The organism is Sivoneniella epilithica UHCC 1019 (genome assembly GCF_040830845.1).
Taxonomy (GTDB): Bacteria; Cyanobacteriota; Cyanobacteriia; order Leptolyngbyales; family Leptolyngbyaceae; genus ULC077BIN1.
Map to the genome: position 1 here is coordinate 23,820 of NZ_JBFPDP010000048.1, position 13,002 is coordinate 36,821.

Below are 13,002 nucleotides of genomic sequence, written 5' to 3' on the forward strand. Positions count from 1 at the left end.
AGCGATGTTTAGCAATTAAGGAAGCTCATTGCTAAACACCCTGTGTCAATTATTGCTGAAATGCCAATGGATTTATATCAAACGCTGCTGCGTCCTTTACTATTCTCAGGTCTGAAGACCGATCCGGAGTGGCTCCATCAGCAAAGCTTAAAGCTGTTGGGTTGGTTGGATGATAGTTCGGCAAATCAGATGCCCTGGGTTTTGACTCAACTTGAGCGATCGCTCAGCCTATCTGATCCACGGTTACAACAGCAGCTTTGGGGCTTAAATTTTGCCAACCCCATGGGGCTAGCCGCCGGATTTGATAAAGATGGCATCGCCGCTGGATTGTGGTCGCGCTTTGGCTTTGGCTTTGCCGAACTGGGCACCGTCACCTTGCATACCCAACCGGGGAATCCGCAGCCGCGCCTGTTTCGCTTACCGTTGGATCAAGCCGTGCTAAATCGCATGGGATTTAATAATCAGGGGGCAGCAGCGTTGGCGGAGAGATTGAGGGAAAAGGAAAAAGGAAAAAGGAAAAAGGACGCAGAAAATCTAACTCCGCATTCTGCACTTTGTACTTCACACTTTTCTCCCTTTCCACTCGGCATCAACCTGGGCAAGTCTAAAATTACATCGCTTGAAGAGTCGGCGACGGATTATGTGGGAAGTTTTCGATCGCTGAAGGATTTGGGTGATTACTTTGTGGTAAATGTGAGTTCGCCCAATACACCGGGCTTGCGATCGCTGCAAGACAAAGCCCAACTGGAGCCAATTTTGCAGGCGCTTCAGCAGGAAAATGTAGCGCACAAACCACTCTTGGTGAAGATTGCGCCGGATTTGGAATGGGAGGCGATCGCGGATGTGATTGCCCTTGCCCAACAGCATCAGCTAGCAGGCATCATCGCCACTAACACCACCATCCAGCGCAATGGATTGCAGACTGAAAGGCTCTCAACTGGAAACCCGGTAGCTCAAGAAGCGGGGGGAATTAGCGGCGCACCCGTGAGGCAGCGATCGACGGAGGTAATTCGGTTTATCTATCAAGAAACTAAGGGACAACTGCCAATCATCGGCGTGGGCGGCATTTTCACCGCTGAAGATGCCTGGGAAAAAATCACCGCAGGAGCCAGCTTGGTGCAGGTTTACACCGGCTGGGTTTATGAAGGTCCCTGGATGGTGCGACGGGTGTTGGAAGGGTTGCTACAAAAACTAGATGAGCAAGGCTTGAAATCAATTCAAGATGCAGTTGGGATCGGCAGCGACGCTGTGCCTAGCCTCTGAATCTCCAACGCAGCTAGGACGATTTGTGAAACGAACGTTAGTGCAGCTTTCCCGTAGGAATCCCTACAGGAATCGCGCTTGACCCGTTATCTCACCCCCGGCGAGGCAATCATCGAACCAATCCCGGCATCGGTGAAGATTTCTAGGAGGAGAGAATGGGGTAAACGACCATCCAAAATGTGGGCAGCCCGGACTCCTTGAGCCAGCGATCGCACACAGCAGGTCACCTTGGGAATCATGCCGCCTGCCACAATGCCTACCTCGATTAAATTTCGGGCTTCTTGAATATCTAATCGAGGAATCAGCGTAGACGGATCTTTATAGTCTCGCAAAATTCCCGCCGTATCCGTCAGCAAAATTAGTTTTTCAGCACCTAAAGCCGCCGCAATCTCACCCGCCACTGTATCCGCATTGATGTTAAATGCTTGCCCAGTCTCGTCGGCTGCCACGCTAGAAACCACCGGAATATGCCCCGCATTCACCATCACTTCCAAAATGCGGGTATCCACGCTGGTCACTTCGCCCACAAATCCCACGCCTTCAGCATTGGCTGGGCGCGCAGTGATTAAATTCGCATCCTTGCCGCACAGCCCCACCGCTGATCCCCCTGCCGTATTAATCAATGACACAATTTCCTTATTCACTCGACCCACCAGCACCATTTCCACCACATCCATCGTGGCAGCATCCGTGACCCGCAGCCCATCTTTGAACTGTGGCTCAATCCCTAACTTATCTAGCCAAATATTAATTTCAGGACCGCCGCCATGCACCAACACCGGACGTAACCCCACGCACGACATAAACACCACATCTCGAATCACCTGATCCTTAAGGGTGCTGTCTTTCATTGCTGCGCCGCCATATTTCACTACTATGGTTTTTCCGGCGAACTGCTGAATGTAGGGCAACGCTTCACTCAAAACTTTTGCCCTAGTTGCTGCCGATTCTGGGGTAGAGTCGTGTTCCGTCATGATCATGGTCAAGTTAACTCGTGAAATTGGATCTTTTGCAGTGTAAAGGACTGAGACCCCTTCAACAATGTAAATCGCGATCGCCTACTGTTTATGTCATCAAATCTTAGCTTTAAGCGATCGTAGAGTCACTCCAGTTTTCAACAGAGAAGTGGAAAAATAGCCGATATGATTGAAAAATACAATTGAATTGGGACTCCGAGCCAGCCATGGTCAAAACTCCTCACCCACAAAAGCTGCTGCCACCTTTGGAAAATGGCGATCGCCTGAATCGCTATGAGTTTGAGCGGCGCTACAATGCCATGCCCTTAAAAAAAGCTGAATTGATTGAAGGAGTGGTTTATATGGCGGCTGCCCTACGGTTTAAAAGTCACGGCGAACCCCACGGAAATTTAATTATTTGGTTAGGAAGTTACAAAGTGGCAACCCTTGGGGTGGAATTGGGGATCGAACCCACTGTTCGCCTTGATCTAGACAATGAGCCTCAACCTGATGCCGTGCTGCTGATTGGAGAGCAGTATGGGGGACAGTCTTGGCTGAGTGAAGATGATTATGTGGAAGGGGCACCCGAATTAGTGGCAGAGATTGCGGCAAGTAGCGCGGCGATCGACCTGGGAGATAAAAAACGAGCCTATCGCCGCAATGGCATCAAAGAGTACATTGTTTGGCAAGTATTTGAACAAAAACTGGACTGGTTTTCACTCCAAGAAGGGGAGTATGTGCCGCTGCCCGTTGATGAAAGTGGAGTGATTCGGAGCCGCGTGTTTCCTGGATTGTGGCTCGCCGTGGAGGAGTTGCTGACGGGAAATATGATTCAAGTATTAACTGTATTGCAGGCAGGGGTAGCTTCTTCAGAACAGGCAGAATTTGTGCAGCAGCGATCGCGGTAGGAGTAGTCACTTTTGCAGGAACTACCATCATGCATCGAAGAGCTATAAGTTCTCTAATGATTCGTATTGGGGCATGGTGCGATCGCTCATCTTTTTGCACAAAATCTAACCTGCACAAATTAAGTTTAGTGGGATTCGAGGGTGTGTAGCGTTAAGTCCAAATAGGGACGAATTAGCCCGGTTTCTGCCGCTACAAAATTTGCAGCGATCGCCTCTTGCAAATTTTGATATGCCTGCCGACATTGGTTATTTCGCTTGTGTGCCAGCAGGATTGTATCGAGCCAGCCCAGCATTTGTTCTTTAAACAAAAGTTCGTCATCTCGCAAAATTGACAACGCTATATAGCGCAAGACTTCTGTCATGTCGTATTTACAACGAGGTCCGTGTTGCTGAATTAATTCTGGATAGAGTTGAGCAAGTTTTCGTAGAGCATAAATGACTAATTTGTCGCCATGTTGCTGTAAGTGCTGATAGGCACTCAGGCGAAGACTATAGCTTTGGATATAGGACTCTAATGGGTAAAGCTCTTGAGAGTCTAGATAACGACCATCCGCATCTAGGATGGATTTATCAAGTTTATAGTTAAGAGCGTGCATAGGGCAGTGAGTAAAATTAAGAACCTTACTTTTGAGAGTGCCCTGAGAAGGGTTTTAGAAAACGAAATGCATAAATTTTGAAAAAAAACGCAGTCTTTCTTAACACTTGCTCCCAATCGGTGTAAGAATTGATTGCTTGAATTCAGTGTATTTCTACTTATTCTCTATTGTCAGTCGCATTGTGAAAATTTTATTAGTGGAGGATGATCAAGCCACTCGCGCCATGCTTGAACGGTCACTGGGTGATTATCATGTGGTTGAAACCGCAACAGATGGGCAATCTGCTCTGGGTTTAGTGGAGCAATTTGACTATGACTTAATGCTGTTGGATGTCGGTATTCCTGAAGTTGATGGAATTAGCGTTTGCAAACGGCTGAGGGCTAGAGGCTGTCAGATGCCTATTTTGCTGCTAACGGCAAAGGATGGGGCAACCGATCGCGTCCTAGGTTTAGATGCTGGCGCAGATGATTACATGATCAAGCCCTTCAATATCCCAGAACTATTGGCGCGAATTCGAGCATTATTGCGACGAGGCAGAACAATGGCTCCTGCGATCGCGACCTATGGAGAGTTGCAAATTGACTGTGTAATCAACGAAATTCGCCATGGGCAGCAAGTCCTTCGCTTAACGCCAAAAGAGTATGGAATTTTGGAATTACTGCTATTGCATCCTCAGCGGATCTTTAGTCGCGCCGCCTTGATCGATCGCCTGTGGGAGTTGGATGAATCACCGACCGAAAGTGCCATTAGTAGTCACGTTAAAGCCATTCGACAAAAGTTAAAGGCAGCCGGAGCCAGTCAAGATCTGATTGAAACAATTTATGGATTTGGATATCGCCTGCGATCGCTGAACCTGTTGACATCCACAAGCCCAAAAGAAATTGCCATAGATCAACCCAAGGTTGCTGCTGAGTCAGTTAGCTCAATGATGCTGGAGCTATGGGCGCGATTCAAAGATTCTTTTGATGAGCAAATTGATGTCCTGGATCAAGGGATTGCTGCATTAGAAAAAGGCTGCTTAACCTCCGATTTACAGCAACTCGCCAAACAAACCGCTCATAAATTGGTTGGATCATTAGGTGTATATGGATTTCCACAAGGATCTATCATTGCTCGACAAATCGAAGACCTATTACAACTGCCTGAGATTCAGTTGCAAGCGCCGGCAATTAGCAAAGTCGCACAACTGGTGACCGCCTTAAAACAGGAACTTCAGCGAGAACCAGCGTTAACGCAGACGGCTCCAGCAGCGATCGCCCAGTCCTCCGATCTGGTGCCATGTCCTCTCGTGTTAGTAGTCGATGATGATCAGTTATTGACCGATCGCTTAAAGGCAGAAGCAAAGGCGCGATCGCTCCAGTTAGAAGCCGCTGCGAACTTGGCGCAAGCTCAGCAGATTATCGAGTCCACCATTCCTGATATTGTTTTACTCGATCTGACCTTTGCGGATAGTAACGAGAATGGTTTAACCTGGCTGGAAACCTTGAAGCAGCACTATCCTCAGCTTCCAATAGTAGTGTTTACTGCACGAAATCACCTTTCAGATCGAGTAGCCGCCGCTCGATTGGGAATCCAGGCATTTCTGCAAAAACCGATCGCCTCAGCCCAAATCTTTCAGGCAATCCAAACAACTTTGCAACAAGTAAATGCTCAAAGCTTGCGACCTCAACCCGCGATCGCCGGAAAAGTATTGATTGTCGATGATGATCCAATAATTCTCCATCGAGTCTCTCTGATGCTTTCGCCCTGGGGATTGCACGTAACTCCTCTGCTTGAACCCCAGCGCTTTTGGGAAACCTTAACAGGAGCGATTCCCGATCTACTCATATTAGATATAGAGATGCCGGGATTGAATGGAATTGAACTGTGTCAGGTGGTGCGAAATGACCCACATTGGGGAAACCTACCCATTCTTTTTTTGACCGCCTATCAGGATACCAAAACGATTGTCCAAGCCTTTGCAGCCGGAGGCGATGACTACATCCGCAAGCCAATTTTGGAACCAGAGTTGATTGCTCGTGTCCTCAATCGTTTACAACCCGAACAAATTCGCCGCCAGCAATTTGCAGCCGCTTTCATTGATCAATCACTTGATATAAACCAGTCGCATGACCCGGAGGAGATGGCATGACTCAAGCTGCCTACAGGATTTTGATTGTGCAACACTGCTCAGCCGATCGCGAATTGCTGCGTCACTATTTGAAGCATAGCGATCGCGTTCTCTATAGCGTGCTTGAGGCAACAACAGGAGCCGCTGGATTAGATCAAGTCCGCGCTGCCCAACCGGATGCAGTTTTGCTAGATTATTGCCTGCCAGATATGACCGGATTGCAGTTTGTGCAGGCTTTACAGCAACAGGAAGCCTCTATCGTGCCCGTGGTTTTTTTGATGCCCGATCGCGAAACGATCGCCGCACCGCCAATTCAAGACGCACAGCCCTATCTCAACAAAGCAACCCTAACAGCGGAGACGGTACAACTCGCGCTCCGCAGTGTGATGCAGCAGGGAAAATTGCTCCGGCAGGTGGCAGAGTTGCAGAGCCAAACCCATCTCACCCTAGAAGCGCTCAGTCAACAAGTTGAACAACAGCGCCTTGTGATGGAGATTACTCAACGTATCCGGCGATCGCTCAACTTACAAGATATTCTTCAAACCACAGTGGATGAAGTGCGGCAATATCTTGAAACCGATCGCGTCGTGATTTTTCAGTTTAATCCCGACTGGAGCGGTACGGTTGTGGTGGAATCAGTTAGCACCCCCGAACGAGCCATTTTAGCCACCCAGATTTATGATCCTTGCATTGGGGAAAGCTACATCAAACCTTTTAAGAATGGGCTTGTTACGGCAAAATCTGATATTCACGCTGCCGATATCAATCCCTGTCATCTTGAACTATTGTCAAGGTTGGAAGTGAGGGCAAATCTGGTCGTTCCGATTTTGCAAGGAAGCGACCTATGGGGATTGCTCGTGGCTCATCATTGTGTTGCGCCGCGATCGTGGCAGCCATCCGAGATTGATTTATTACGGCAGCTAGCAACTCAGGCAAGCATTGCGATTCAACAATCTTCTCTGTTTGAACAAGCCCAAGCCGAGTTGACCTCTCGCAAACAGGCAGAACGGGCGCTGCAACAGTTGAATATCGAGTTAGAGCAACGGGTTTTAGAGCGAACGGCTGAACTGACCCAGGTGAACGATCGCCTACTGGAAACCTTGCTGATTCAACGACGAACTCAATTGATCCTGCAAGAGCAAGCACACTTACTAGATTTAGCGCACGACACCATCATTACCCATGACCTCAACGACATCATCACGTTTTGGAATGAGGGGGCTGAGTTTATGTATGGATGGAAAAAGGCAGACGCAATTGGCACCGAAACTCATACTCTGCTGCAAACCCAGTTCCCCTATCCGCTGATTGATATCAAAGCCGCGCTCTTAAATCAAGGCTATTGGGAAGGTGAACTCGTTCAAGCTCGACACGATGGCTCAATGATTACCGTAGATAGCCGCTGGGCATTGCAAAAAGATGATCTGGGCAACCCAGTAAAAGTGTTGGAGATCAACAATAATATTAGCGATCGCAAACGAGCAGAAGCCGCCCTCAAGCAGCAAGCAAGACAAGAGCAATTACTGTGGCGGATCACCCAAGCGATTCGCCAATCGTTGGATCTCAATGCCGTCCTCAACACGGCTGTAACTGAGGTAAGGCAGTTATTACAAGCCGATCGAGTAGCAGTTTATCGATTTGATTCAGATTGGAATGGAGATTTTATTGCCGAATCCGTTGGGGCTGAATGGGTCAAACTGGTGGAACCCGACATTCAAAAACTATGGGAAGACACCTATTTACAAGAGACTCAGGGAGGACGCTTCCAAAATCATGAAACATTTGTCGTTGCCGATATATACACGGTTGGATTGCGCCCTTGCCATATTGAACTCTTGGAACAGTTTCAAGCAAGAGCCTACACGATCGCCCCAATTTTTTCGGGAGAGATGCTGTGGGGGCTGTTAGCGATTTATCAAAATGCCGCGCCGCGTCAGTGGCAAGCTTGGGAAATCGATTTATCCCAGCAGATTGCTAGCCAACTGGCGATCGCCATTCAGCAATCCGAACTCTATAGCCAACTGCAAATTGAACTCCAAGAACGCAAGCAAACCGAAGCAGGTTTACGAGAAGCCGAACGCCGCTGGCGATCGCTGTTTGAAAGCACAAACCTAGCAGTCATTAGCTTAGATACCATCGGCACCATCAACGCCGCCAATCCCTTCTTTCTCAAATTGACAGGTCATGCCGCAAGCGAAGTAATGGGGCAAAACTGGTTCGATTTATTCATTCCCGCCGAGCAAATGCAAAAACAGCGCCAACTATTTCAGGATAATCTCAAGCAAGAATTTTATCCCTCTGCTCAAAGTAAAATTTTGATTAAATCAGGTGAACCAAAAATTATCAACTGGAGTATCACGCTGTTGAGAAATCCGAAAGGCGACATTATTGGCGTAACCAGTATTGGTGAAGATGTGACCCAACGGCAAGCAGTCGAAAAACTGAAGGACGAATTTATTTCTATCGTCAGTCATGAATTGCGGACTCCCTTAACTTCCATTCGCGGGTCGCTGGGCTTGTTGGCAACCGGAGTCATGGATAACGAACCGATCGCCATGAAACGGATGATTGAGATTGCCTCAATTGACACAGAACGGCTAGTGCGCTTAGTCAACGACATTTTGGATCTAGAGAAACTGGAAACGGGCAGACTGTCAATCGTGCGAGAATGGTGTGATGCTGCCGATCTGATGCAAAAAGCGATCGCGGTGATGGAAAGCAGCGCCCAAGAAGCAAACGTGCGGCTCATCGTGCAGCCTGTATCTGTGCAGATTTGGGTTGCCCCCGATCGCATCATTCAAACGTTTACCAACCTGCTGAGCAACGCCATCAAGTTTTCCGATCCAGGCGATAGGGTGTGGCTCAAGGCTGAATGGGGAACGGATGAAGCGAATCAACAAAATTTATCTGCTTTATCTGTTCCCAAATCTGCTGCCATCCTCTTTTCTGTCACCGATCACGGTCGTGGAATTCCAACAGATAGGCTAGAGAGTATTTTTGGTCGTTTTCAGCAGGTAGATGTTTCAGATTCTCGCGATAAGGGTGGCACGGGTTTGGGGCTGGCGATTTGTAAGTCGATTGTCCAGCAGCATGGCGGACAAATCTGGGTAGAAAGCATTTGGGGTCAGGGCAGCACGTTTTTCTTCACCTTACCTTTGCAACCTGAATAATCTTGCTTTTTCATGTTCCACTCAATACTTCACGCGATGTGCGACTAAAGTTAGCCCTTATCCCCCAGCCCCTTATCCCAAAGCAGGAGAAGGGGAGCAAGAATCGGTCAAAGTCCCTCTCCCTTCCTGGGAGAGGGATTTAGGGTGAGGGTCATTGGGAAAGTCGCACATCAAGTTACTTCGCCATTCGTACTTCGCCATTTTTCCTCACTATTTTAGTTACGCTGGATAAAAATAGGGGTAAGCTGCGATGACCAGTAAACGAATTTTGGTTGTGGATGATGAAGAACGGATTCGAGAAGTAGTGCGAATGTGTCTGGTGAAACTTGCCTGTTGGCAGGTGATAGTGGCAAGTTCTGGAGAGGAGGCGATTCAAACCGCGATCGCCGAGGTGCCCGATGCTATCTTGCTCGATGTTTCGATGCCCGGAATGAATGGTCTCGAAACCCTGCAACATCTTCAGCGCCAGCCTCAGACTGCTCCCATTCCAGTAATTTTTCTGACAGCCAAAGTTCAACCCAACGAACAACTCCAGTACAAACAGTTGGGCGTTGCAGGCTTAATTGTTAAACCCTTCGACCCTCTCCAGATCTCCAAGGAAATTAGCCTACTGGTAGGCTGGTAGGCTGGAATGAATCTCGAAAAACACATGCAACTTAACGCTTCTTTACGATAAAAGCGAGAGTCTGCAAACTTTCTCCATATTCTTTATGTACTCTCAAGCCACTGCTTAAGTTTCTGGCGTTGCTACATCCAGGTATGATTTCCGACTGTAAGAGTAGTGTCTTATATTCATTCGACCGTCCCCATTCGATTGAAGCCGAGGGCTACTCCATTTTTGTCCACAGTATTAAAAGCAAACAGTTAGAATGGTTGACGTGACTGCCAAGCGGATTTTAGTTGTAGATGACGATGCTGTGATTCGAGAAGTGGTAGCAGCGTGTTTGCAGCATTTAGGAAGTTGGGACGTGCTAACGGCAGCGTCAGGCAAAGACGCATTACGGCAAGCTGATACTGAGAAAATAGACGCGATCGTGTTAGACGTGATGATGCCCGAAATGGATGGGTTTGCCGTTTTGCAGTGTTTACGCTCTAATCCAACAACTCAACTGATTCCAGTCGTGCTATTAACCGCCCATAGCTATTTGCCTAACCCCGATCGCTTACCAAAATTAGGCGTAGTGTTAACTATTTTCAAGCCATTTGATCCCGTTGATTTTGTTCGGCAAATTGCTCAAGCCTTGCAAGGATGAGAAACCATAACACTTCGACATTATCCGCAAAAAAACTTAGTCAAACTCTTATTTTTCTCCAAACTTTCTCCAGAATTTCCAAATATGTTGAAGTCAGTGCAATTTGAAGAATTGCTCAATTTCTTCTGTGTCTCTCAATCCTCACCCGGTTTTATCCGAGGAACTTACGATGAACGCTTGTCCTTGCTGCTCTCATTCCATGTTGCGCCACGTTCGTCAACATCAAGTGTATTGGTTCTGCCGGAGTTGCTGGCAGGAAATGCCTTTATATGATCAAGGAACTCGCCTAACCTCTACGTCGTTAGAACGAGAACTGAGTCTTTTATCTCGCAAACATGTCTCGCTGATTACTTAGATCACCATTTCATTGGTGACTATGCAGCAAAGGGTTATTTATTTACTTTCAGGGATTTACTATGAAGATCGTTGATCAGTCTTATCAATGTATAGTTCCGGGACAAGATTTTGGCACTTGGCAATTGCGATGCTATTTGCAAATTTTTCATTCACCATTTGGACAATACATTGTGATGGTGTCTGATATGGGTTGCGAAACAGGATGGTTTTTCCCCTACAAGATTGAACAACTGGCAAGCCAAATTGTCCGGAAGTTTCAATTAGACTGCGATCGCTTAATTTGGATCGAACACTGCCCATCGGACACCAGCCGACCAAAATGCAGCGGATTTAGCCAAGTTTCATTCCAGTGGCAAGCCGGAAAAGCAACCAATCCCCAGTGGCAACCTATTGATGAGCATTTAGTTGAAGCATTACGCCAAGAGACTGCCCAATTAGTAACTGTTTGAGCGCTATCAATAACTCTTACTAGGTTACTCAAAGAAATAAAGATAGATCTCTCTAAGGTAGGAGTAAAGTGCAGAGTTTAGTAGAGACAATAGAGCTATCTCTTCAAAATTTCTTTGCCTTTAGAAAAAGTCCTTTCCTTAGTAATGAACAGTTTATCTCCTGAAATAGCACCACAAGTTGATTGCATTCTAGTAGTTGACGACCTTTCTGATAACTCCTTTTTGTTGCAAACAGTTTTAGAAAACGAGGGATATCGAGTTGAGGTCGCTAATAGTGGGCAGTCTGCCTTAGAAAAAATTACTGCACATCCACCAGAATTAGTCCTTTTAGATGTGATGATGCCAGAAATGAACGGATTTGAGGTAACCCGGCAGATTCGGCAAAACCCTCATTTACCGTTTATCCCCATTCTTTTAGTGACTGGCTATAGTTCCTTGATGCCTGCCGAAGGGTTTGATGCGGGAGCCGATGGGTTCATTCGCAAACCGATTGATTTCGAGAATTTGCTCTATCAAATAGAGATGATCTTGCAGCCCAGCCACCTGATTAATTTAGCTACATCAGAGCATATATAGACCGCAAGAGTCTTACTTATTTCACCTGATGTGCCACTAAAGTCAGCCTATTCTGCGGGAAGCAAGCAGCCCATTCTTCCAAGCAGGAGGAAGGGAGCAAGAGTGCTTCAAAGCCCCTCTCCCGCTCTGGGATAGGGATTTAGGGAGAAGATTATTGGGATAGTCGCACATCGCGTTATTCCACTACATTTCAAACTTGTTGTAGTCAGTTATGGTATTAAATTTATGGCACTAAAAAGGTGGCTATAGATGCCCAAGAATCTATGTCTTGAGTTGATAGATTGCCGGGAAAACCTATTTCTAGAGTGGGAGCTAACTTCACTTATTACTGATTACTTTATATAGATAAGTCAAATATTTGACTGTCGAGTGCTACCTTCTCTCAGGTTATTAATCTGCTTCACGTCAATTTGCTGTCCTAACCATCAACCTATCAAACCCTCATCCAGTAATAAGGAGCCATACTCATGAAACTCTCAAACTTGTCTAAAGCTGCATTGACTGGTACTGCCGCGATCGCGTTAGCTGCTCTTCCCATGTCTGCTTTTGCTCAAACCAGTAGTCCATCTGGCAGTAGTTCTGGCACCTCTAGCACAACAACACCTGATGGTACTGGCACAACAGGCAGTGGTACGATGTCTCCAGATTCCTCCACTGGAAGCATGTCTTCCCCCTCCACTACTTCTCCCTCTACCACTTCCACGGATGGTTCTTCATCCTATGGCACGACCAGCATGACTAGAGACGACAATGGTAATTGGGGTTTGTTAGGCTTAGCGGGCTTAGCGGGCTTAGCGGGCTTGCGACGTCCTAAGCATGATGAAACCACTACTCGCTATGAGCCAACAACAACACGCTCTGATCTTCGCTAGTTTTTGCTCTTTTGCTCAAAGTCTCTTTTCACCCAATTTAGGTAGTTGTCATAGGTAAGCAGTAGAGGGTTTAATCCCCTAAAACTGCTTACTTTTTGTTTGACTTGATAAGTAACCCGGATATGAAAATCACCCTGTACCACCCCCGGCTGTCGCCTTCCCCCTTGGCAAGGTGAACTAGAGGGGGTGTATTTAATTGTGTACAACTACTTATTAGTTTATTAGTTTTAAAGTGTAGATTCTTGATATCGAGTATTAACGCAAAGTAGTCTTTAGAAAAGATCTTTCCTTAGAGATAGATAGGATTGATTTTGCTTAATTTATTAGGTCTGAATCGATAAGGGTGCTAATTTAAAGAAATAGCCTTAGAGTCAGTCCTTTCAGAGTCTCCAACTAGTGTGTATGAATGCTGACCTGGGGGGGGGGGGGGGGGGGGGGGGGGGGGGGGGGGGGGGGGGGGGGGGGGGGGGGGGGGGGGGGGGGGGGGGGGGG

General features: G+C 47.2%; 12 protein-coding genes. 10 read left to right on the forward strand and 2 right to left on the reverse strand.

The features are described from left to right. Window positions 1-42: 42 nt before the first annotated feature. The gene (locus tag AB3R30_RS21885) at window positions 43-1,263 is read left to right on the forward strand and encodes a quinone-dependent dihydroorotate dehydrogenase (RefSeq protein ID WP_458651331.1); all 1,221 of its coding nucleotides are present in this window, start codon (window positions 43-45) and stop codon (window positions 1,261-1,263) included. Window positions 1,264-1,349: 86 nt separating this feature from the next. On the opposite strand, the gene argB is transcribed toward AB3R30_RS21885, so the two are convergent. Beyond that, window positions 1,350-2,243, reverse strand: a complete 894-nt coding sequence (gene argB / locus AB3R30_RS21890) for an acetylglutamate kinase (RefSeq protein WP_458651332.1) — start codon at window positions 2,241-2,243, stop codon at window positions 1,350-1,352. A gap of 203 nt (window positions 2,244-2,446) precedes the next feature. Between argB and AB3R30_RS21895 the strand changes: the two genes are divergently transcribed. Next, window positions 2,447-3,127: a Uma2 family endonuclease gene (locus tag AB3R30_RS21895; RefSeq protein ID WP_458651333.1), complete on the forward strand. Its 681-nt coding sequence runs from the start codon at window positions 2,447-2,449 to the stop codon at window positions 3,125-3,127. A 125-nt stretch (window positions 3,128-3,252) separates the two neighbouring features. Here the strand turns inward: AB3R30_RS21895 and AB3R30_RS21900 are convergent, their stop codons facing one another. Continuing rightward, complete coding sequence (locus tag AB3R30_RS21900) at window positions 3,253-3,723, reverse strand: phycobilisome protein (protein WP_458651334.1); 471 nt, start codon at window positions 3,721-3,723, stop codon at window positions 3,253-3,255. A 181-nt stretch (window positions 3,724-3,904) separates the two neighbouring features. Between AB3R30_RS21900 and AB3R30_RS21905 the strand changes: the two genes are divergently transcribed. The 8 genes from AB3R30_RS21905 (at window position 3,905) to AB3R30_RS21940 (ending at window position 12,510) form a co-directional block, all read left to right on the forward strand. Continuing rightward, a complete protein-coding gene (locus tag AB3R30_RS21905) occupies window positions 3,905-5,854 on the forward strand; it encodes a response regulator (protein WP_458651335.1) in 1,950 nt (649 codons plus the stop codon). Next, entirely contained in the window at window positions 5,851-9,003 is a 3,153-nt protein-coding gene (locus AB3R30_RS21910) for a GAF domain-containing protein (RefSeq protein WP_458651336.1), read from the forward strand. The genes AB3R30_RS21905 and AB3R30_RS21910 overlap by 4 nt, the downstream gene beginning before the upstream one ends. 250 nt (window positions 9,004-9,253) lie before the next feature. Continuing rightward, on the forward strand, window positions 9,254-9,628 hold the full coding sequence (locus tag AB3R30_RS21915) for a response regulator (RefSeq protein WP_458651337.1): 375 nt from the start codon (window positions 9,254-9,256) through the stop codon (window positions 9,626-9,628). Window positions 9,629-9,872: 244 nt separating this feature from the next. Further along, the gene (locus tag AB3R30_RS21920) at window positions 9,873-10,256 is read left to right on the forward strand and encodes a response regulator (RefSeq protein ID WP_458651338.1); all 384 of its coding nucleotides are present in this window, start codon (window positions 9,873-9,875) and stop codon (window positions 10,254-10,256) included. Window positions 10,257-10,425: 169 nt separating this feature from the next. After that, the gene (locus tag AB3R30_RS21925) at window positions 10,426-10,611 is read left to right on the forward strand and encodes a hypothetical protein (RefSeq protein ID WP_458651339.1); all 186 of its coding nucleotides are present in this window, start codon (window positions 10,426-10,428) and stop codon (window positions 10,609-10,611) included. A 61-nt stretch (window positions 10,612-10,672) separates the two neighbouring features. Then, the gene (locus tag AB3R30_RS21930; protein WP_458651340.1) at window positions 10,673-11,062 is read left to right on the forward strand and encodes a hypothetical protein; all 390 of its coding nucleotides are present in this window, start codon (window positions 10,673-10,675) and stop codon (window positions 11,060-11,062) included. A gap of 144 nt (window positions 11,063-11,206) precedes the next feature. Then, complete coding sequence (locus AB3R30_RS21935) at window positions 11,207-11,638, forward strand: response regulator (protein WP_458651341.1); 432 nt, start codon at window positions 11,207-11,209, stop codon at window positions 11,636-11,638. Window positions 11,639-12,105: 467 nt separating this feature from the next. Further along, window positions 12,106-12,510, forward strand: coding sequence for a WGxxGxxG family protein (locus AB3R30_RS21940; protein ID WP_458651342.1), 405 nt, complete (start codon window positions 12,106-12,108; stop codon window positions 12,508-12,510). The last annotated feature ends 492 nt before the right edge of the window (window positions 12,511-13,002 follow it).

Bases quoted from the DNA above. Each gene is read 5' to 3' on its own strand.
- AB3R30_RS21940 (WP_458651342.1), top strand. From the start codon at position 12,106: ATGAAACTCTCAAACTTGTCTAAAGCTGCATTGACTGGTACTGCCGCG.
- AB3R30_RS21895 (WP_458651333.1), top strand. From the start codon at position 2,447: ATGGTCAAAACTCCTCACCCACAAAAGCTGCTGCCACCTTTGGAAAAT.
- AB3R30_RS21930 (WP_458651340.1), top strand. From the start codon at position 10,673: ATGAAGATCGTTGATCAGTCTTATCAATGTATAGTTCCGGGACAAGAT.
- AB3R30_RS21900 (WP_458651334.1), bottom strand. From the start codon at position 3,723: ATGCACGCTCTTAACTATAAACTTGATAAATCCATCCTAGATGCGGAT.
- AB3R30_RS21915 (WP_458651337.1), top strand. From the start codon at position 9,254: ATGACCAGTAAACGAATTTTGGTTGTGGATGATGAAGAACGGATTCGA.
- AB3R30_RS21920 (WP_458651338.1), top strand. From the start codon at position 9,873: ATGGTTGACGTGACTGCCAAGCGGATTTTAGTTGTAGATGACGATGCT.
- argB (WP_458651332.1), bottom strand. From the start codon at position 2,243: ATGATCATGACGGAACACGACTCTACCCCAGAATCGGCAGCAACTAGG.
- AB3R30_RS21935 (WP_458651341.1), top strand. From the start codon at position 11,207: ATGAACAGTTTATCTCCTGAAATAGCACCACAAGTTGATTGCATTCTA.
- AB3R30_RS21910 (WP_458651336.1), top strand. From the start codon at position 5,851: ATGACTCAAGCTGCCTACAGGATTTTGATTGTGCAACACTGCTCAGCC.
- AB3R30_RS21925 (WP_458651339.1), top strand. From the start codon at position 10,426: ATGAACGCTTGTCCTTGCTGCTCTCATTCCATGTTGCGCCACGTTCGT.